This window comes from Bradyrhizobium sp. BR14999 (genome assembly GCF_056106085.1).
On sequence record NZ_CM148536.1, the window covers coordinates 1,551,584 to 1,571,781 of the forward strand.

The window sequence follows — 20,198 nt, forward strand, 5'->3', positions numbered from 1 at the left end:
CCGTCGTGCGGCGGTTGCGTCTGGGATGGTGGGCATGCATCGCTTTGCCCGCCCTACGGATCTTCGCCGGGACGACATTAGAGAGGTCGCCCCGTCCCCTCATTGAGCAAACACGCCACCCGATGTCCGCCAGCCGCCTCCACCAGCGCCGGCCGCTCCGTCTTGCACCGCTCCATCGCAAACCGGCAGCGGGTATGAAATGCGCAGCCCGAGGGCGGATTGACCGGGCTCGGCACGTCGCCATCGACCAGCGGCGCAAGTTTCTTCGCGAGCGGATTGGCGACCGGTACCGAGGCGAGCAGCGCCTGCGTGTAAGGATGCCGCGGGTTGCGGAACAATTCGTCCTTGTCGGCGATCTCGACGATCCGCCCGAGATACATCACCGCGACGCGGTGGCTGATATGCGCGACCACGGCGAGATCGTGCGCGATGAAGAGATAGGAGAAGCCGTGCCGGCGTTGCAGGTCGATCAAAAGATTGATCACTTGCGCCTGGATCGAGACGTCGAGCGCGGAGACCGGCTCGTCGCAGACGATCAGCCGCGGCTCCAGCGCAAGCGCCCGCGCGATGCAGATGCGCTGACGCTGGCCGCCGGAGAATTGATGTGGGAAGTTGCGCATCTGGTCGGGTCTTAGGCCCACCTGCTCGAACAGTCTCGCGACGCGCGCCTCCAACGCCTTGCCGGTGGCGAGCCCATGCACAGCCAGCGGCTCGCCGACGATGTCGCCCGCGGTCATGCGCGGATTGAGCGAGGCGAACGGATCCTGGAACACGATCTGCATCGAGCGGCGGTGCGGCCGCAGCGCCGTCTTCGAGAGATGGGTGATGTCCTCGCCTTCCAGGCGGATCTGGCCGGAGGTCGGCTCGACCAGCCGCAGCACGCTGCGCGCCACGGTCGACTTGCCGCAGCCGGATTCGCCGACGAGGCCAAGCGTCTCGCCAATACCAAGCGCGAACGAGACACCATCGACCGCGTGCACGGTGCCGACCTGCCGGCGCAGCACGCCCGCACGCACGGGATAGTGCTTGATCAAGTCCGTGACCTCGAGCAGCGCCTCGCTCATGCCACCTCCGCCACTTCCTCCGCGCGCCAGCAGGCCGCGAGATGGCCGCCGCCCCAATCGGCGAGCGGCGGATATTCGTCCTGGCAGCGCTTGATCGCGAGCGGGCAGCGCGGCGCGAAGGCGCAGCCTTTCGGCAGCCGCACCAGCGACGGCACGGTGCCGGGAATTTCGTTCAGCCGCGGCGGCGCGGCGACGCCGGACGCCGGCACGGCTGGAATCGAAGCCATCAGCCCCCGCGTATAGGGATGCTTCGGCGCGGCAAACAGCGCTTCGACGCTGGCTTCCTCGACCTTGCGGCCCGCATACATCACGATCACGCGCTGCGCGGTCTGCGCGACCACGCCGAGATCGTGCGTGATCAGCACGAGCCCGGTGCCGAGCTCCTTCTGAAGGTCGAGGATCAGCGCCAGAATCTGCGCCTGGATCGTGACGTCGAGCGCGGTGGTCGGCTCGTCCGCGATCAGCAGCGCCGGCCGGCACGCCAGCGCCATCGCGATCATCGCGCGCTGGCGCATGCCGCCGGAAAGCTGGTGCGGATATTCCCGTGCGCGCCGCGCCGGCTCGGGAATCCGCACCAGCCGCAGCATCTCGACTGCGATATCCGCGGCCTCCCTGGCCGACAAGTTCCGGTGCAGCCGCACCGCCTCGACGATCTGGTCGCCGATCCGCATCACCGGATTGAGCGAGGTCATCGGCTCCTGAAAGATCATCGAGATGCGGTTGCCCCTGACGGCACGCATCTTCGCTTCATCCAGCGCCAACAGATCGGTGCCTTCGAGCGTGACGGAGCCGCCGACAATGCGGCCCGGCGGATCAGGCACCAGCCGCATCAGCGACAGCGCCGTGACGCTCTTGCCGCACCCGGATTCGCCGACGATCGCCAGCGTCTCGCCGCGCCTCACGGTGAAGGAGACGTCGTCAACCGCCTTGAAGAGTCCCGAATTGGTGAAGAACACCGTCTTCAGGTTCTTCACGTCGAGCACGAGGTCGGATTTGTCTGCCATCAGCCGCGCTGCCGGGGATCGAGGATATCACGCAGGGCGTCGCCGAACAGATTGGCACCGAACACGGCGAGGCTGATGGCGATGCCCGGGAAGATCACCAGCCACGGCGCAGTGCGGACATATTCGGCAGCCGATTCCGAGAGCATACGCCCCCACGACGGATAAGGTTCGGGAATGCCGAGGCCGAGGAAGGACAGCGAAGCCTCGGTGAGAATGGTCGAGCCGAGCTGGGCAGTCGCCAGCACGATCAGCGGCGCCAGCGTATTCGGCAGCACGTGGCGCAGCGCGATCCGCATCTCGCTCATACCGATCGATTTTGCCGCCTCCACGAAGGGCTGCTCGCGCAGTGCCAGCGTGTTGGCGCGGATGACGCGCGCGACGGTCGGAATCAGCGGAATGGCGATGGCGATGATCACGTTCGGCAGCGACGGGCCAAGCGCGGCGGTCATCACCAGCGCCAGCACCAAGAGGGGCAGCGCCTGGAGAACGTCGGAGACGCGCTGGAACACGAGGTCGACCCAGCCGGAGAGATAACCGGAGGTGAGGCCGACGATCACGCCGATCGAGCCGCCGAGCGCTGTGGAGCCAAGCCCGACCGCGAGCGAGATCCGTGCACCGTGGATGATGCGGCTGAACACGTCGCGGCCGAACGAATCGGTGCCCATCCAGTGCGCGAGGCTCGGGCGGGCCAGCGCGCGGGCGGAATCGACCGTCAGTGGATCGTAGCGCGCGATGAAGTCGGCGAAGATTGCGGTGAGCACGAACACCGTCATGATGACGAGCCCGGCCGCGCCAAGCACGTGCCGCTGCGCCATGAACAGCACGCGCCGCCAGCCGCCGGTCGCATGCGCCCCGGCCCGCCTCAGTTCAACGTCGAAGTCGATCGTGGCCATGCTGCTACCTTCCCCCTCGCCCCGCTTGCGGGGAGAGGGTCGGGGTGAGGGGGGCTCTCCGCGGGGGAGGTGAGAGTTGGACTCGCGGAGAGTCCCCCTCACCCGGATCGCATCTAGCGATGCGATCCGGCCTCTCCCCGCAGGCGGGGAGAGGCGAAGAATGCGCATGCGCTGAGCTGGCAAACATCATGTGGCTAATCCGTGTACCTGATGCGCGGGTCGAACACCGCGTAGAGCATGTCGACGGTGAAATTCGCGAACACGACCACGACCGCGATGAACATCACGAGGTTCTGCACGATCGGATAATCGCGCCAGCGGATCGCCTCGACCAGGAAGCGGGCGACGCCGGGGATGTTGAACACGGTCTCGGTGACGATCAGGCCGCCGATCAGGAACGCCGCCTCGATGCCGATCACGGTGATGACCGGCAGGATCGCATTCTTCAGCGCGTGGTGATAGTTCACGGCGGCATCGGATGCGCCCTTGGCGCGGGCGGTGCGGATATAATCCTGCCGCAGCACCTCCAGCATCGAGGAGCGGGTGATGCGCATGGTCAGCGCGGCGCTGCGGAAGCCGACGGCGGCGGCCGGCACGGCATAGGTGGCAAACGCCTCGAGCCAGGTCTGCGGATTGGGATTGAAGATCGGCATCTGGCCGAACATTGCCACCGATGCGGTGAGGATCAAAAGGCCGAGCCAGAACGAGGGCAGGGACAATCCGCTGAGGCTGACGACACGCAGCGCATAGTCGAGCCGGGTGCCCTGCTTCACGGCGCTGATGACGCCGAGCGGGATGCCGATGGACGCCGAGAACAACAGCGCGAGGCCAGCAAGCCGCGCCGTGATCGGAATCCGCGGCAGGATCTCCTGAAGCGCCGGCTTCTCCGAGACGTAGGAATAACCAAAGTCGCCGCGCAGAAGACCGCTGATCCAGTGCCAATATTGCACGATCAACGGCTGGTCGATGCCGAGCTCCTTCTCCAGATTGGCCTTGTCGGCGGGATCGACATAGCCGGCCGCGGCGAACAGGATGTCGACGATGTTGCCGGGGACGACGCGCAGCAGGAGGAAGATGACGATCGAGATCCCGAACAGGGTCACGAGCATCAGGAACAGGCGTCGCACCAGATAGGCAAACATGCACCGCCTCCTGTCGAACGCCTCAGCCGCCCGCGTTACTTGTCGAGCCAGACGTCCTCATAGCGAAAGCCGTTATAAGAGCTGTTCGACATGATCGTGATCCCCTTGACATAGGGCTGCCAGCAGGTGCCGGCCCGCGCATGGAAGATGATTGGGCGGGCGACATCCTCCTGCAGCTTCTTGTCGATGTCCCAGACCAGCTGCTTGCGCTTGCCAACGTCGATCTCCTGCGACTGCACGTCGAACAGCTTCTCGATCTCCTTGTTGCAATAATTGGTGTAGTTCCGCTCCGAGCCGCAAGAGTAGTTCTCGTAGAATGACTGGTCGGGATCGTCGACGGAATTTCCGGTCAGGTTCAGGCCGAGCATATAATCCTTGCGTGCGACCTTCGGGAACCAGTTCGCGGTTTCCACGACGTCGAGCTCGCCGTCGATATAGATGCTCTTGAGCTGGTCGATCAGAATCACCGCGGGATCGCGATATTCCGCGAGATTGCGTGTCGAGACCTTCACGGCGAGGTGCTTGTCGGGGCCGTAGCCGGCCTTCTGCATCAGCTTTTTCGCCTCCTCCCGGTTCGCGTTCACGTTCGGGCCATAGCCTGGAATGGTCTGAAGCTTGTCCTTGGGCATGCCCCAGATGCCCTGCGGCGGCGGCAGCATGGTGCCGCCGATATCGGCCTGGCCTTCGAACAGAATGTCGACGAAGGCCTTGCGGTCGAGCGCGAGCGCCATCGCCCGGCGGATGTCGATGTTGTCGAACGGCGCGGAAGTCGAATTGACGATGATGTTGGTCGAAACGTTGGTCGGCTCGACTGCGCAGATCGCGTTTGGCGCCTGTGACTTGATATCCTTGAGGAGCGGGATGGTGATGTGCGTCGGGAAGGTCATGTCGAACTTGCCGGCGACGAAGGCGAGGATCGCGGTCGAGCGGTTCGTGATGATCGTGTACTCGATGCCGTCGAGATAGGGCAGGCCCTTCTTCCAGTAGTCCGGGTTTCGCGTCAGCTTGATCGATTCATTGGCCTTGAATTCGACGAACTTGAACGGGCCGGTTCCGACCGGATGGGTGCGCATGTCGGCCGGCGAGACGTGACAGGGGTAGATCGGCGTATAACCGGATGCGAGCATCGCCAGCAGCGACGGTTGTGGCCGCTTCAGGTCGAAGGAGACCTCGAAATCGCCGTTCGGCCTGACGTCGTTGACCTCATTGTACCAGGCCTTGCGCGGATTCTGCCGCAGCTTCTGCTGCGATTTGCCCATCAGGAGATCGAAAGTGCATTTGACGTCGGCCGACGTGAACGGCTTGCCGTCATGCCATTTGACGCCCTGGCGCAGTTTGAAGGTCAGCTTCTTGTTGTCGCCGCTCCAGGACCAGCTCTCGGCCAGCTCTGGCCTCAGGGTATCAGGGCTGTTCTGCGCGATGTGCTGGTCATAGATGACCAGATTGTTGAACACCCCCATGAAGGGCACGTTGATCGAATAGGTCGCGCCCTCGAGGATGGACGCATTGGCCGGGCTGTCGCGATGATACATCCGCAGGATCCCGCCCTGCTTGGGCTCGCCGGCAAGCGCAATGGTCGAAAACGCCAGCAAAGATAGCGCCGCCGTCGCGGCGAGCGCCCGCACGCTCCGCATCCTCGTCCTCCCTGGACATCGGCCTTTTGGCCTGTTTGAGGGGACGATAGCGATGGGCGTGGAGGGAGGCAACCGGCAAGGCCGTCCACGCTCTCGACAATTCGGATGACGGAAGGCCGCAGGGTTCATTCTCTCACGATGTGAGAGTGCAGGTGCGAAAGGACGGTTCCTGTATCGATGTTGGGGCGCAAGCCACATCAACAAACTCCGGTGTCGTCCCGGACAAGCGCGCCCCAAGCGCGCGCCGATCCCGGACCCATAGCCACCGGGAGTGGTTTGGCGAAGACTCGGAGTTGCCTGCTCGCGCGACGATTGTTCCCTTTGGCTATGGGTCCCGGCGACCTCGTCGCGCCCCGGGACGACGGCTGAGTGTGGCTGCGCCTCACACGATCCGCGATGCCTTGTTCCCCCAGTACCTATCCCGCAGCAACCGCTTGTACAGCTTCCCCGTCGGTAGCCGCGGCAATTCCTTTTCGAAATCGACCGAGCGCGGCACCTTCTGCCGCGACAGCGATTTTGCGCAGAACGCGATCAGCTCTTCCGCCAGCGCAGGGCCCGGCACCACGCCCGGTATCGGCTGCACCACCGCCTTCACCTCTTCGCCGAGATCGGCATTGGGCACGCCGAACACCGCGGCGTCGGCGACCCTTGGGTGGGTGATCAGCAGATTCTCGCATTCCTGCGGGTAGATGTTCACGCCACCGGAGATGATCATGAAGGTCGCACGATCGGTGAGGTAGAGGAAGCGGTCCTTGTCGACATAGCCGACGTCGCCGACCGTGCTCATGCTGCCGTCCGCCGAGCGCGCCTCCCGGGTCTTCTCCGGGTCGTTGAAATATTCGAACGGCGAGGCGGTCTTGAACCAGACCTGGCCCGGCGTGCCGGTCGGGCACTCCCTCATGTTCTCGTCGAGGATGTGGAGGTCGCCGAGCAGCACCTTGCCGACGGTGCCGCGATGGGCCAGCCACTCCTCGCTGTTGCAGGCAGTGAAGCCGAGGCCCTCGGTAGCGCCGTAATATTCATGGATGATCGGGCCCCACCATTTGATCATGTCGTCCTTGACGAGGGCCGGGCAGGGCGCCGCGGCGTGGATCGCGATCTCCAGCGAGGAGAGGTCGTAGCGCTTTCGCGCCTCCTCCGGCAGCTTCAGCATGCGCGAGAACATCGTCGGCACCAGCTGGGTGTGGGTGATGCCCCATTGCTCGACGAGCTCAAGGTAACGCTCCGGATCGAAACTCTCCATGATGATCACGGTGCCGCCCATACGGATCGTGAGGTTCACGGCAGCTTGCGGCGCAGAGTGATAGAGCGGAGCCGGCGACAGATAGACCATGCCCTCGCGGTAGTGCCAAAGTTTCGTCAGGAAATCGAACAGCGGCAGATTGTGCCTTGGCGGCTCCTCCGGCAGCGGCCGCAGGATGCCCTTGGGCCGTCCGGTCGTGCCCGACGAATACAGCATCGCGGTGCCGAGCCACTCGTCTGCGATCGGCGTCGTCGGCAGATCGGCGGTCACCTCCGCAAGACCGACGATGCGGTCGCTCTCGCCCGGGCCATCGGCAACGATGCAGAGCTTGACGTCGGGGCAGGCCTGGATCGCCTCGCGCGCGATGTTGAGCTTCGCCACCGATGTGATCAGGATCTTGGATTGGCTGTTGACGAGGAGATAGGCGAGCTCGCCCGGTGTCAGGAAGGAGTTGATGCAGGTGTAGTAGAGGCCAGAGCGCTCGCCTGCGCCGCAGGCTTCGAGATAGCGCGAATTGTTCTCCATGAAGATCGAATAATGATCGAGCCGGTTCAGGCCGTGCCTGCGAAACAGATGCGCGAGGCGGTTGCTGCGTGCCTCCAGCTCGCGATAGGTAACGGTCTCGCCCGTCGCCGCCATGATGAAGGCAGGCTGGAGCGGCCGTAGGCGGGCATGCTGACCTGGGTACATCAGTCCTCCGGCTTTTGGATCATGCGGCAAGAAGCAGGATTTCACGCACCTGCGCCGGGCTGTCGATCCTGCGCGGATTGTGCGGGATCCAATTCGTCCGCATCGCCTGTTCGGCGATGGCGTCGAAATGCTCCGGCGACACGTTCACCTCGGCGAGGCTGCGCGGCATGCCGAGCGAGCGGATGAAGGCATCGAGCACGTCGGCGGCATTTCGGCCGGGAAAGCCCATGGCGGCCGCGACGATCATCTGGCGCTCCGCATTGTCGGGCGCATTCCAGCGCATCACCGCCGGCAGCATGACGCAGGAGGTGTAGCCGTGCGGCACGTCGAAGGCGGCGCCCAGCGCGTAGCCGATGCCATGGCTCGCGCCCATCGGTACGCCCGCTGCGAGTGCGCCCATCGACAGCCAGGTACCGATCTGCGCATCCATCCGCGCGTCGAGATCGGCAGGATCGGCCTTCACCCGCGGCAGCGCGTCGGCGAGCATGGCGAGGCCCTTCACCGATTGCGCATCGGCATAGGGGTGCGTCTCGCGCGAGCAGATCGCCTCGACGCAATGATCGACGGCGCGGACGCCGGTGGACAGGAACAGCCATTCCGGCGTGTGCACGGTGATCGCGGGATCGAGGATGGTCGCGCGCGGTACCATGAGCGGATGCCGTAGCATCTGCTTCACATTCGTGCTGCGGTCGGTCACGCCCGCGATCGCGCTGAACTCGCCGCCGGCGATCGTGGTCGGCACGCTGATCTGGCGCACTGTCGGCGCGGTCATCTCGGGTGCGACGCCCTTGTGCACGCGGATGCGCTCGATGCCGCCGATATCATCGATGCCGTTGGCGAGGCACAGCTGCACCGCCTTGGCGCCGTCGGTGATGGAGCCGCCACCGACGGTGACGATCAGATCCGCGTTCACCTCGCGCGCCGCATGGGTAGCGGCGATCACCGCCTCGCGCGGCGTATGCGCCGGCATGGCGTCGAACAACCCGGCGCAGCGCTCGCCGAGCGCCTCCCTGATCTTCGTGATCTCGTCGGTCTGCCGGTTGAGCGTGCCCGAGACCATCAGAAAGGCGCGGCGTGTTCCCAGCCGGTCCATCTGCGCGACGATGGCCTCGGCTGCGGGATGGCCGAACACGACCTCCTCGATCGCGCCATAAACGACACGTCCCTGGTGCACGCTTGTCCTCCCCGGACAATTCGTCTTGTTTTTGTAAGGGTAGTCTAGACGAGCAGTTGCGGCCCGTCATGCGCGAAGACGCTGGGCCTCTTCTTAACCCTCCCTGGAGGGGGAGGGTCGGCTAACATTGAGCGAAGCGAAAATGTGTGCCGGGGTGGGGTGACGGTCTCTCCGCGATGAACAGCGCCCGAGTGGAGAGATCACCCCACCCCGCTCGCGCTGCGCGCGATCGACCCTCCCCCTCCAGGGGAGGGTGAACGCAGCGTGGACCTCGCCTCCTCCATTCATGAGCCCCGCGAATAAGTCCAATCGAATTCCGCCCGCCAATCATCGCGTGCGAGGCCGGCTAATCCCCCTGTCAACCCGCCATCCGGTCAGGGCATGCGGCCGGGCATTGCGCGTGCATTGGTCTTGAAGAGTTCATCATTGCCGCCCATGTTGTGTCCCCCGCGAGTGGGCGCTTATCCTGCATTTTCCGCGGCTTTTATGCGAGGACCTGGGATGACTGGACCGGACGGAAGCGAGCAGTTTGTCAAAAAGCACGATTTCGTTCAGCACAGCGCAATCGCCGGGCTCCTCGCCGCGGCATTTGCCCTGTCCGGCTGCGACAAGCCGGCGTCACAGGCCGCTGCCCCGCCGCCGGCGCCGGTGACGGTCGCCCAACCGGTCAAGCGCACTGTCACTGATTGGGACGAGTTCACCGGTCGCTTCGAGGCGGTCGAGGAGGTGCAGGTGCGCCCCCGCGTCGGCGGCTTCGTCAACTCGGTCGAGTTCCAGGACGGCGCTATCGTGCGCCAGGGCGATTTGCTCTACGTGATCGATTCCCGTCCGTTCGAGGCGGTGGCCGCGCAGGCGGAGGGTCAGCTGTCGGATGCGCGGGCCAAAGTGGAGCTTGCCAAGCGCGAGCTCGACCGCGGCCTCAACCTGGTGCAGACCAGCGCGGTCTCGGAGCAGGTCGTCGATCAGCGCCGCCAGGCCTTGCAGGCCGCGCATGCGGCCGAGACGCAGGCCGAGGGCGCGCTGAAGGCCGCCAAGCTCAACATCGAGTTCACGCATGTGACGGCGCCGCTGACCGGTCGCGTCAGCCGCCACCTCGTCAGTCCCGGTAATCTCGTGCAGGGCAGCGACACCGGCACCTCGACGCTGCTCACCTCGATCGTCGCGCTCGATCCGATCTACGTTTATTTCGACATGGATGAAGCGACCTTCATCAAATACAGCAAGCTGTGGTTCGAGGGGCGGCGCCCAAGCTCGCGCGACACCGCGAACCCGGTGCAGGTGACGCTGGCCGGTGAAACCAAGCCGTCGCATGAGGGCACCGTCAACTTCCTCGACAACCGCCTCGATGTCTCGACCGGCACGCTGCGCAGCCGCGCGGTGGTCAAGAACACCGACCTGTCGATCCTGCCCGGCCAGTTCGGGCGCGTCCGCCTGATCGGCAGCGCGCCCTATGAGGCGCTGCTGATCCCGGACGTCGCTATCGCGACCGACCAGTCTCGCAAGATCGTGTTCGTGGTGAAGCCCGATGACACGGTCGAGGCGCGTCCGGTGGTGCTCGGGCCGCTCGATGACGGCCTGCGCGTGATCCGCGAAGGGTTGAAGGCGGAGGACCGCGTCATCGTCAACGGCATCCAGCGCGCCCGCGTCGGCGCCAAGGTCGCGCCGCAGACCGCGCAAGCCCCGGCCGGTGGCAAGTCATGAATCTTGGCCGCCTCTCCATCAACCAGCCCATCCTGGCGATGGTGCTGTCGATCGTGCTGCTGATTGTCGGCGCGATCGCCTACACCACGCTGCCGGTCTCCGAATATCCGCAAGTGGTGCCGCCCACCGTGGTCGTCACCACGCAATATCCCGGCGCCTCCGCGCAGACCGTATCCGACACGGTCGCAGCTCCGATCGAGCAGGAGATCAACGGCGTCGAGGACATGCTGTATCTCTACAGCCAGGCGACCTCGAACGGCCAGCTCACCATCACCGTCACCTTCAAGCTCGGCACCGATCTCGACAAGGCCCAGGTGCTGGTGCAGAACCGCGTCGCCATCGCGCAGCCTCGTTTGCCGGAGGAGGTGCAGCGCAACGGCGTCACCACGCGCAAGAACTCGCCCGACATCCTGATGGTCGTGTTCATGCTGTCGCCCGACGACACGTTCGACCAGCTCTACATCTCGAACTATGCGCTGCTCCAGGTCCGCGACCAGCTGCTGCGTCTCGACGGTGTCGGCGACATCCAGATCTTTGGTGCACGCGACTATTCGATGCGGCTGTGGCTCGATCCTGACCGGATCGCCAATCTCGGCCTGACCTCGGCCGAGGTGCTCGCGGCGATCCGCGCCCAGAACCTGCAGATCGCCGGCGGCCAGATCGCCGAGCCGCCGATCGCCGACCGCGCCTTCCAGCCGAACCTCACCTTCACGGGACGCCTGAAAGACCAGAAACAGTTCGAGGACATCCTGATCAAGGCCGGCTCCGACGGCCGGGTCGTTCGTTTGCGCGACGTTGCCCGCATCGAGCTAGGGGCCCTGGCGTATTCCACCAATAGCTTCCTGCTGCGCAAATCGGCGGTCGCCATGCTGGTGACCCAGCGGCCCGGATCAAACGCGCTCGCGACGGCGAAAAACATCTCCGACACGATGACGAAGCTCAAGGCGAGCTTCCCTCGCGGACTTGACTACAATATCGGCTACAACCCGACCGAGTTCATCGCGCAGTCGGTCCACGAGCTGATCAAGACTATCTACGAGGCCATGCTGCTAGTGGTCGTCGTCGTGCTGGTGTTCCTGCAGGGATGGCGGCCCGCGATCATCCCGATCATCGCGATACCGGTGTCGCTGGTCGGCACCTTCGCGGTGATGGCGGCGCTGGGCTTCTCCATCAACAATCTCACGCTGTTCGGCCTCGTGCTCGCCGTCGGTATCGTGGTCGACGACGCCATCGTCGTGGTCGAGAATGTCGAGCGGCATCTCGAGCACGGCATGAGCCGGCGCGATGCGGCGCTGAAGACGATGGAAGAGGTCGGCGGCGCGCTGGTCTCGATCGCGCTGGTGCTCTGCGCGGTGTTCGTGCCGACCGCGTTCCTGGGCGGCATTTCCGGCCAATTCTTCCAGCAATTCGCCGTCACCATCGCGGTCGCGACTGCGATCTCCTGCTTCTGCTCGCTGACGCTGTCGCCGGCGCTGGCCTCGCAGATCCTGGTGCCGCACGAAGAGAAGAAGCCGCCGGCTGCCTGGAATGTCATTGCGCGAGGCTGGGATGCCTTCACTGGCGTGTTCAACCGCGTGTTTGAGCGGCTGGCGCATGGTTATGCCGGTCTTGCCAATTTCGTGATCCGCCACTCCGTTGTGATGCTCCTGATCTACGTCGTGCTCATCGGCAGCGCCGGCTGGCTGATCGTGACCACGCCGCAGGGCTTCATTCCGGCGCAGGATCGCGGCTACGTCATCGTATCCGTGCAATTGCCGGGTGCGGCGTCACTGGCACGTACCACCGAGGTCGTGCGCGAGATCGAGCGGATCTCGCTGGATACGCCGGGCATCGTCCGCGTTGCGGCCTTCGCCGGCTTCTCCGGCGCCACCCGCACCCAGGCCGGCAATGCGGCGGCGCTGTTTCCAGTGTTCGACGAACCGGAGGCGCGGCTGAAGAAGGGGCTGTCCGCCAACGCCATCACGGCCGAGCTGCGCAAGCGCCTGTCCGCGATCCAGGGCGCGTTCATTATCGTGATTCCGCCACCGGCCGTGCCCGGCATCGGCACCGGCGGCGGCTTCACCATCCGCGTCCAGGATCGCCAGGGTCGCGGGCCTGAAATGCTCGCCGCCGCGACCGATGAGCTGGTCGCCGCCGCGCGCAAGGCGCCAAGTCTCACCTCGGTGTTCTCGCCGTTCACGGCCAACACGCCGCAGCTCTTCGTCGACATCGACCGCACCAAGGCGCAGAAGCTCGGTGTTCCCATCTCCAACATCAACGACACGATCCAGACCTATTTCGGATCGACCTATGTCAACGACTTCAATCTGTTCGGCCGCACCTACCACGTCACCGCGCAGGCCGATTTCCCCTACCGCAAGGAGCCCAGCGATCTCGCACGCCTGCGCACGCGCAACGCCTCCGGCGACATGGTGATGCTCGGCAGTGTGGTCGAGTTTAGGGATGTCTCGGGTCCCGACCGCGTCGCGCGCTATAATCTTTACGCGGCGTCCGAATTGCAGGGCGAGCCGGCGCCGGGCACCAGCTCGACCACCGCGCTCAACACTATCAAGAAGCTCGCGGACGACACGCTGCCGAGTGGCTTCAGCTTCGAATGGACCGACCTGTCCTATCAGCAGGTCACCGGCGGCAATGCCGGTCTCTACGTGTTTCCGATCTGCGTGCTGTTCGTCTATCTCGTGCTCGCCGCCCAATATGGCAGCTGGACCTTGCCGTTCGCGGTGATCCTGATCGTGCCGATGTGCCTGCTCGCTGCCACCATCGGCGTGCGCATCATGGGGCAGGACGTCAACATCCTCACCCAAATCGGCTTCGTGGTGCTGGTGGGATTGGCGGCAAAGAACGCGATCCTGATCGTCGAGTTTGCGCGCGATATCGAGAACGAAGGCAAGCCGCGGCTCGAGGCCGTCATCGAGGCCTGCCGATTGCGCCTGCGGCCGATCCTGATGACGTCCTTCGCCTTCATCCTCGGTGTCTTGCCGCTGGTGATCTCGAGCGGCTCCGGCTCGGAGATGCGGCAGGCCGTCGGCGTCGCCGTGTTCTTCGGCATGATCGGCGTCACGCTGTTCGGACTTCTGTTCACGCCGATCTTCTATGTGGTGGTGCGCAACCTGGCGGAGGGGCGGCGGGATAAGAAGGCGGAGGTCGCGGGCTGACCATCGTCGGGAGTCCATCAGCGTAGCCACAATCACGCTGTCGTCCCGGACAAGCGCAAGCGCAGATCCGGGACCCATAGCCACAGGATCGAGTTTGGCGAAGACTCGCGGTGACCAGCTGCGCGCGATAACTGCTCCCTGGGGTTATGGGTCCCGGATCTACGCGCGCTTGAAGCGCGCTTGTCCGGGACGACAGCATTTGTGTGGAGCGCGCCCATACTAACGGCCTACGCCGAAATGGATGGGCACGCCTGGGGTTCTTCACTACTATCCGCGCGATTTCACAACAGAAGACTGTCGGGAGATAACATATGAAATCAGCATTCTTGGCCGCCGCGGCCTCGGTCGTATTGTTGGCGGTGCCTGCCTCGGCGCAGGGCGTCAAGATCGGCATCCTCAACGACCAGTCCGGCGTCTATGCCGACTACGGCGGCAAATGGTCGGTCGAGGCCGCCAAGATGGCGATCGAGGATTTTGGCGGCGAGGTGCTCGGCCACAAGATTGAGCTCGTCACCGCCGACCACCAGAACAAGCCGGATCTCGCCAGCTCGATCGCGCGGCGCTGGTACGACGTCGAGAACGTCGACATGATCACGGAGCTGACGACCTCCTCGGTCGCGCTCGCGATCCATGAGCTTTCCAAAGAAAAGAAGAAGATCGATATCGTCGTCGGCGCCGCGACCTCGCGCCTTACCGGCGATGCCTGCCAGCCCTATGGCTTCCACTGGGCCTACGACACCCGCGCGCTCGGCGTCGGCACCGGCGGTGCGCTGACCAAGGCCGGCGGCGACACCTGGTTCTTCCTCACCGCGGACTATGCCTTCGGTTACGCGCTGGAAAAGGACACCAGCGAGATCGTCACCGCCAACGGCGGCAAGGTGGTCGGCTCGGTGCGCGTGCCGCTCAACTCGTCGGACTTCTCCTCCTTCCTGCTCCAGGCGCAGAGCTCGAAGGCGAAGATCGTCGGCCTTGCCAATGCCGGTCTCGACACCACCAACTCGATCAAGCAGGCGTCTGAGTTCGGCATCGTCGCCAGTGGCCAGAAGCTCGCGGGCCTCCTGATGACGCTCGCCGAGGTGAACGGCCTCGGGCTTCAGGCCGCGCAAGGCCTGGTGCTGACCGAGGGCTATTACTGGGATCTCAACGATAAGACCCGCAATCTCGGCGAACGCTTCTTCAAGCGCACCGGGCGGATGCCGAGCATGATTCACGCCGGCACCTATTCGGCGACGCTGAGCTATCTCAAGGCGGTCAAGGCCGCCGGCACCAAGGATCCGGACGCGGTCGCCAAGAAGCTGAAGGAGCTGCCGGTCAACGACGACTTCGCGCAAGGCGGCAAGGTGCTCGAGAACGGCCGCATGGTCCACGACATGTATCTGTTCGAGGTCAAGAAGCCCTCGGAATCGAAGAAGCCCTGGGATTATTACAAGCTGCTCGCCACCGTCCCCGGCGACAAGGCCTTCTTCACCGCCAAGGAAAGCGGCTGCCCGCTGACGAAGTGAGGCGGAGGTTCAACAAGCACAATGTCGTCCTGGCGAAAGCCAGGACCCACTACCCCGGCTCCTAAATGTTGAAACAAGCTGTGGCCACATCGTGCCCATAACCACGTCCTGTGGTTATGGGTCCTGGCCTTCGCCAGGACGACACCGAGTGTGTGGTGTCGCCCTCGGCTTCACACCAGCCGCAACACCACCGCCCCCAGCGCCCCCGCCCACAGCGCCATGGCGGCGAGGGCTTGGATCGCAAATCCCGGGCTGCGCTTTGCCGCCGCCTTGGAATAGCCGATGAAATAGACGATGCGGCCGATGATCCAGACGACGCCGATGCCAGCTGCGATGGCGTCGCTGATGTAGGTCGCGAACAGCCACAGCGCCGGCAGGAAGATCGGCATCCATTCCAGCGTGTTCATCTGGATGCGGAAGGCGCGTTCGAAATCCGGATGGCCCGACATCGCCGGCACCTTGACGCCGGTCTTGTCGCGCGACCGCGCGACGTTGATACAGGTGAAGAAATAAAATGCGATCGCCAGCAGCGTGACCAGGGCGGTGAGATGATACATCGTTGGTTCCTTCGCAGAGATCGCGCTTCAATAGCCGGTCAGCTCGAGATAGCCAACGCCGTCATGCGTGCCGGAAAAGCTGATCGGTCCCTCCCAATAGGAGAAGCCGGTCCCCATCCAAGCCCTTGGATTGAGTGGCTTGCACAGGATCGAGAACGATCGCGAGGGGATTGCGATCTGCCATTCCACCGGCAGCTTGCGTCCCGCAACGTCCGCGGTTGCCTTCGGAATCATCTGGATCTCGCCCCCTGCAATCATCTGCGCCTCGCCGGCGGCGCGGATCCAATTGCCGAACGGATAGTTTTGGCCGTCCTTCTGCCGCAACCGGTACAGCATCAGCTTGTCGCCGGATGCGAGATGCAGCGACAGCCAATCCCAGCCGGTCTGGTCGGCATCGAGCGGCTGACTGCTCCATTCGCGGTCCATCCAGGCCTGGCCCGACACCTCGACCGGTTTATCATCGATTGTGAGCGTGCCGCGCGCGCGGTAGAACGGCTGGCTGTAATAGTAGGACGCCTGCCCGCGCTCCGACTTGCGGCTATAGCCGCCGTCGCCCTGCAACACCACCGGACGGTCGGCCTCCAGCGTCAGTGCGTAGCTGAAGTCGATGGCGGAGGCCTTCAGCGTCAGCGGCGCCAGCGTGCGATCATCGGTGCGCTCGAGACCCTTCATCTCCCAATCATCGATCCAGGCATCGAACGGCTTGGCCGTGACGCCGGCCTGCCCCACGCCACCGCGTGAAAACGTCTCGTTGAAGCGATGGGTGTCGGCGCGCGTCACCGCGGCATGTCCCATCCACACCTGCTGATTGGCCCACCCTTCGGCTTGCGGGCCCGGCTGCGCCGCCTGGCGGAACAGCGTCCATTGCAGGCCGCAAGCCGCGCCGCTGGCATCGACGAGGTTGGCCGTGAGATACCACCACTCGATGCGAAATTCCGGATGCGGCCCGTGATCGCTCGGAAAGGTGAAGACCTTCCCCGGCGTCACCTTGGCATAGCCATCAGCGGTCTCGCCGAGCCCGGCATAGCCTTGCGCGCGTGCACGGCGCGCGAGGGCGAGCGCGGCAAGGCCGCCGGCGAACGCACGCCGTGAGATCCGATCAGCGCTCATTGGCGAACACCTTGACGAGGCTTGCCGGCTGCATCCGCGCCAGCCGTAGCATCGGCAGCAGTGCGGCAATCAGCGAGGCGAGCAGCGCGACCGCGACCAGCTCGGCCAGCTGCAGCGGAAACACATGGAACGGCAGCCGCCAGCCGAACGCCTTTACGTTCACGATCGCGATCAGGCACCACGCCACCAACAGGCCGAGCGGCACCGCCAGCAGCGATGTGAACAGCGCCACCGACAGTGTCTTGGTCAGCTCGATCGCGGCAAGGCGCGGCCGGGTGAGCCCGATCGCCCACAGCGGCGCGAGCTGCGGCAAGCGGGAATTCGCCAGCGTCAGCAGGCTCGTGAGCAGAGCGATGCCGGCGACGCCTAGGGTGAAGGCATTCAGCGCGGAGGTCACCGCAAAGGTGCGGTTGAAGATGCGGATCGATTCCGACTTCACCGTGGCCTGGTCGGCGACGCTGCGATCGTCGAGCGAAAACTGCTTCTGCAAGGCCGCGATCAGGCCGGAGATATTCTCCTTCGCGACGATGAGCCCGATCCGCGTCTGCGGCGTCTGCGGAAAGTGCCGGATCAGCGCCGCGACATTGACGGCGAGCTGTCCCTTGGGGTTGCCGTAATCGGCATAAATGCCGACAATGTCGAGCTCCCAGGTCCCGCCCGGTGCCGGTACCTCTAAGACGTCGCCGACGCGGACATTCAGCCGCCGGCTCAATTGCTCGCTGATGAAGGCGGCATTGCCCGGCACGAGCCGGGTCCAGGCACGCGGCGCGACCTCCAGCAGCGGCCAGCGCTCGCGATAGAGCGCGTGGTCGGGCAGGCCGAGCAATTCCACCGGTTGTCCCTGAACTTGCGCCTCCGCACGTCCGCCCGAGAGGATCGCCTGGACATCGCTACGCTCGCGCAGCCAGTTCCGGATCGCAACGGCTTGCGCATTGTCGGACGCGCTGATGTAGACGTCGGCCGCCAGCCGTCCATTGAGCCAGCCGATGAAGGTCCGGCTGAACGTCTCCACCATGGTGGACACTCCGACATTGACGGCGAGTGCAAGCAGCAGCGCCATCAGTGCCAGCGACAATCCGGAGAGTTGTTGCCGGCTGTCGGCCCAGAACCACAGTGCGAGCGGCTTTCGCGCGAAATGCTGGCCGAGGAGCAGGATGAGTTCGAGAAATGCCGGCAGGATCAGTGCCGCGCCGAACATCAGCGCCGCCAGCACGCCAAAGCCGGCGATCAGCGATTGCCCATAGTGAAGCAGCAGCAGCGCGACCGCGAACACCATGCACGCCGCAGCACTTTGCAGGATCAGCCAGCGGCGCTGCCGCTGCTGCCAGGCGCGCGGCTGCGCCGTTGCCAGCACCGGCATCCTGATCGCCTTGATCAGGCTGGTCGCCGCCGCCACCAGCGCGCCGGCAATGCTGATGCCGATACCGGCCAGCCACCATTCGGGACGCAGCGTCAGCTGCCCCGGGATCTGCGCGCCATAGAGCCCGCGCAGCGACGCCGCGACGTCGGGCAACAGCGCGGCCGCGATGAAATAGCCGCAGACGAGCCCGATCAGCCCGGCGACCAGCGCCAATACGACCAGCTCGACCACCAGCACCGTGTTGACCAGCCGCGCCGACGCGCCGCAGGCGCGCAACGTCCGCAGCATCGGCAGCCGCTGCTCGAAGGCGAGGCCGACGGCCGAGTTGACGATGAAGAGCCCGACGAAGAACGACAGCAGACCGAAGGCGGTGAGATTGAGGTGAAAACTGTCGGTGAGGCGCTCCAGCTCCGTCTCCGCATTCGGCTCGACCCGCTGCAGCTGCTCGCCGATAACACTCGCCAGCGGCGCGGGCTTGCCCTTCGCCTTGCCGAGCAGGAGCCGCGACACCTGGTCCGGTTTGTTGAGCAGCCGCTGCGCCACGCCGATATCGACCACGAGCACGTCGGGCACGAGCTGCGGCAGCACGCGCAGTGGCGGCAACTTCGCGCCGCTGCTGATCGCCGGCGCCGCGCCTTCTATTTCCTGCAAGTCGGCCAGCGTCTCCCGCGCCACCAGCGTCTGGCCCGGCGGCGCAACGAAGCTGCTCAAATCAGATGCACCAAGGCGCGGTGCATTGCCGACGTCGGCCGGCAGCGTCACCGGCTCGATGCCGAGCAGCCGCACCGAACGTCCATTGATCTGGACGCGTCCCTCCAGCACCGGGGAGACCGGCCAGCCCGCGCGTCGGAGTCTTATGAACAGCTCTTGGGAAAAGGTCGCGGTATCAGGCGCCACCAGCATCGCGGTGCGAACGCCGCCAAAGGTTGCGGCGGCGCGGTCATAGGCGCTGCGGGCCTGCTGGTTGATCGCCTGCACGCCGCTCCACAGCGCGGTCGCCGCGATCAGTCCGATCAGCAGCGTTGCGAACTGCATCCTGTGGCGCCGCCAATGGCTCAGCAGTACGGCGAGGACCCACAGCGCGCGCCTCATGCGATGCGCCCCCCATGCAAAGTGAGATGGCGGTCGAGCGTTGCTGCCAGATGCAGGCTGTGCGTCACCATCAGGAAGCCGCAGCCGGTGCGCGCCACGAGATCGCGCGTCAGCGCCAGCACGTCCTCGGCGGTGGTTTCGTCCAGATTGCCGGTCGGCTCATCCGCCAGCAGCAGCGAGGGCCTTGTTGCCAGCGCCCGGCCGATCGCGACCCGCTGCTGCTGTCCGCCCGATAATTGCTCTGGATAACGTTTGAGCAGGCTGCCAAGTCCGAGCCGTTCGATCAGCTCTTTCGTCCAGGCCGCATCATGCCGGCCCGCGATCCGGGCCTGGAAGGCGAGATTGTCTGCGACCGACAGGCTCGGGATCAGGTTGAATTGCTGAAACACAAGGCCGATCCGGTCGCGTCGCAGCTCCGCGCGTCCTGCATCTGACAGCTTGGTGACCTCGATATCCACCAGCCGGATCGAACCGCCATCGGCAGCATCGAGGCCGGCGATGAGGTGCAGCAGCGTGCTCTTGCCGCTGCCTGATTCTCCCGTCAGCGCGACGCGCTCGCCGGCCCGGAGGTCGAGATCGACGCCACGCAGCACGTGGACCGGCTCGCCGGCCGAGAAGAAGGTCTTGGATAGATTCTTGATGCTCAGCACGGGCCTGCCATTTTTTTCACCTCTCCCGTCGGGAGAGGTCGCGCCGAAGGCGCGGGTGAGGGGTTAAGGCCTGTCGTGGGACCTGAACCCCTCACCCGATTTGCTGCGCAAATCGACCTCTCCCCGGTGGGGAGAGGTAAGAATGCTGCGTAGCACACTTGCTGCGGAAATGCCGGGTTGCGTTGGTCTCGAACCCGTTGTTAGCTCCCAAGACGGCCAAATCAAAA

The 20,198-nt window shown here is 64.9% G+C and carries 14 protein-coding genes; 3 read left to right on the top strand and 11 right to left on the bottom strand.

What is annotated here, in order from left to right; genetic code table 11:
* Positions 1-77 precede the first annotated feature (77 nt).
* The 7 genes from ACR9YP_RS07215 to ACR9YP_RS07245 form a co-directional block, all read right to left on the bottom strand.
* Positions 78-1,064: an ABC transporter ATP-binding protein gene (locus tag ACR9YP_RS07215; protein ID WP_438103463.1), complete on the bottom strand. Its 987-nt coding sequence runs from the start codon at positions 1,062-1,064 to the stop codon at positions 78-80.
* A complete protein-coding gene (locus tag ACR9YP_RS07220; RefSeq protein ID WP_438103462.1) occupies positions 1,061-2,068 on the bottom strand; it encodes an ABC transporter ATP-binding protein in 1,008 nt (335 codons plus the stop codon). Before ACR9YP_RS07220 ends, ACR9YP_RS07215 begins: the two co-directional genes overlap by 4 nt.
* Positions 2,068-2,961: an ABC transporter permease gene (locus tag ACR9YP_RS07225; RefSeq protein ID WP_370987502.1), complete on the bottom strand. Its 894-nt coding sequence runs from the start codon at positions 2,959-2,961 to the stop codon at positions 2,068-2,070. The genes ACR9YP_RS07220 and ACR9YP_RS07225 overlap by 1 nt, the downstream gene beginning before the upstream one ends.
* Before the next feature lie 194 nt (positions 2,962-3,155).
* Positions 3,156-4,103 carry an ABC transporter permease gene (locus ACR9YP_RS07230; protein WP_438103461.1) on the bottom strand — a complete coding sequence of 316 codons (948 nt, stop codon included), beginning with the start codon at positions 4,101-4,103 and terminating at the stop codon, positions 3,156-3,158.
* 35 nt (positions 4,104-4,138) lie between these two features.
* Positions 4,139-5,737: an ABC transporter substrate-binding protein gene (locus ACR9YP_RS07235; protein WP_438103460.1), complete on the bottom strand. Its 1,599-nt coding sequence runs from the start codon at positions 5,735-5,737 to the stop codon at positions 4,139-4,141.
* A gap of 382 nt (positions 5,738-6,119) precedes the next feature.
* Positions 6,120-7,670 (bottom strand): AMP-binding protein, encoded by a 1,551-nt coding sequence (locus tag ACR9YP_RS07240; RefSeq protein ID WP_474219277.1) that lies wholly within the window; start codon positions 7,668-7,670, stop codon positions 6,120-6,122.
* Positions 7,671-7,689: 19 nt separating this feature from the next.
* Positions 7,690-8,844 (bottom strand): iron-containing alcohol dehydrogenase, encoded by a 1,155-nt coding sequence (locus tag ACR9YP_RS07245; RefSeq protein WP_438103458.1) that lies wholly within the window; start codon positions 8,842-8,844, stop codon positions 7,690-7,692.
* A gap of 501 nt (positions 8,845-9,345) precedes the next feature.
* Between ACR9YP_RS07245 and ACR9YP_RS07250 the strand changes: the two genes are divergently transcribed.
* From ACR9YP_RS07250 to ACR9YP_RS07260, 3 genes are all read left to right on the top strand, one after another.
* Entirely contained in the window at positions 9,346-10,545 is a 1,200-nt protein-coding gene (locus ACR9YP_RS07250; RefSeq protein WP_438103457.1) for an efflux RND transporter periplasmic adaptor subunit, read from the top strand.
* Positions 10,542-13,700 (top strand): efflux RND transporter permease subunit, encoded by a 3,159-nt coding sequence (locus ACR9YP_RS07255; RefSeq protein ID WP_128940896.1) that lies wholly within the window; start codon positions 10,542-10,544, stop codon positions 13,698-13,700. The genes ACR9YP_RS07250 and ACR9YP_RS07255 overlap by 4 nt, the downstream gene beginning before the upstream one ends.
* A 311-nt stretch (positions 13,701-14,011) precedes the next feature.
* Entirely contained in the window at positions 14,012-15,202 is a 1,191-nt protein-coding gene (locus ACR9YP_RS07260; RefSeq protein WP_438103456.1) for an ABC transporter substrate-binding protein, read from the top strand.
* A 170-nt stretch (positions 15,203-15,372) separates the two neighbouring features.
* On the opposite strand, the gene ACR9YP_RS07265 is transcribed toward ACR9YP_RS07260, so the two are convergent.
* Genes ACR9YP_RS07265 through ACR9YP_RS07280 form a run of 4 tightly spaced genes read right to left on the bottom strand, consistent with a single transcriptional unit; the run spans position 15,373 to position 19,971 of the window.
* Positions 15,373-15,759, bottom strand: a complete 387-nt coding sequence (locus tag ACR9YP_RS07265) for an MAPEG family protein (RefSeq protein WP_438103455.1) — start codon at positions 15,757-15,759, stop codon at positions 15,373-15,375.
* Between the two features lie 27 nt (positions 15,760-15,786).
* A complete protein-coding gene (locus ACR9YP_RS07270; RefSeq protein ID WP_474219280.1) occupies positions 15,787-16,869 on the bottom strand; it encodes a lipocalin-like domain-containing protein in 1,083 nt (360 codons plus the stop codon).
* Positions 16,859-19,321 (bottom strand): ABC transporter permease, encoded by a 2,463-nt coding sequence (locus tag ACR9YP_RS07275; RefSeq protein WP_438103454.1) that lies wholly within the window; start codon positions 19,319-19,321, stop codon positions 16,859-16,861. The genes ACR9YP_RS07270 and ACR9YP_RS07275 overlap by 11 nt, the downstream gene beginning before the upstream one ends.
* Positions 19,318-19,971 carry an ABC transporter ATP-binding protein gene (locus ACR9YP_RS07280; RefSeq protein WP_438103453.1) on the bottom strand — a complete coding sequence of 218 codons (654 nt, stop codon included), beginning with the start codon at positions 19,969-19,971 and terminating at the stop codon, positions 19,318-19,320. The genes ACR9YP_RS07275 and ACR9YP_RS07280 overlap by 4 nt, the downstream gene beginning before the upstream one ends.
* Positions 19,972-20,198: the final 227 nt, after the last annotated feature.

Coding starts and splice junctions, on each gene's coding strand:
- ACR9YP_RS07215 (WP_438103463.1), bottom strand. CDS start 1,064: ATGAGCGAGGCGCTGCTCGAGGTCACGGACTTGATCAAGCACTATCCC.
- ACR9YP_RS07220 (WP_438103462.1), bottom strand. CDS start 2,068: ATGGCAGACAAATCCGACCTCGTGCTCGACGTGAAGAACCTGAAGACG.
- ACR9YP_RS07225 (WP_370987502.1), bottom strand. CDS start 2,961: ATGGCCACGATCGACTTCGACGTTGAACTGAGGCGGGCCGGGGCGCAT.
- ACR9YP_RS07230 (WP_438103461.1), bottom strand. CDS start 4,103: ATGTTTGCCTATCTGGTGCGACGCCTGTTCCTGATGCTCGTGACCCTG.
- ACR9YP_RS07235 (WP_438103460.1), bottom strand. CDS start 5,737: ATGCGGAGCGTGCGGGCGCTCGCCGCGACGGCGGCGCTATCTTTGCTG.
- ACR9YP_RS07240 (WP_474219277.1), bottom strand. CDS start 7,670: ATGTACCCAGGTCAGCATGCCCGCCTACGGCCGCTCCAGCCTGCCTTC.
- ACR9YP_RS07250 (WP_438103457.1), top strand. CDS start 9,346: ATGACTGGACCGGACGGAAGCGAGCAGTTTGTCAAAAAGCACGATTTC.
- ACR9YP_RS07255 (WP_128940896.1), top strand. CDS start 10,542: ATGAATCTTGGCCGCCTCTCCATCAACCAGCCCATCCTGGCGATGGTG.
- ACR9YP_RS07260 (WP_438103456.1), top strand. CDS start 14,012: ATGAAATCAGCATTCTTGGCCGCCGCGGCCTCGGTCGTATTGTTGGCG.
- ACR9YP_RS07265 (WP_438103455.1), bottom strand. CDS start 15,759: ATGTATCATCTCACCGCCCTGGTCACGCTGCTGGCGATCGCATTTTAT.
- ACR9YP_RS07270 (WP_474219280.1), bottom strand. CDS start 16,869: ATGAGCGCTGATCGGATCTCACGGCGTGCGTTCGCCGGCGGCCTTGCC.
- ACR9YP_RS07275 (WP_438103454.1), bottom strand. CDS start 19,321: ATGAGGCGCGCGCTGTGGGTCCTCGCCGTACTGCTGAGCCATTGGCGG.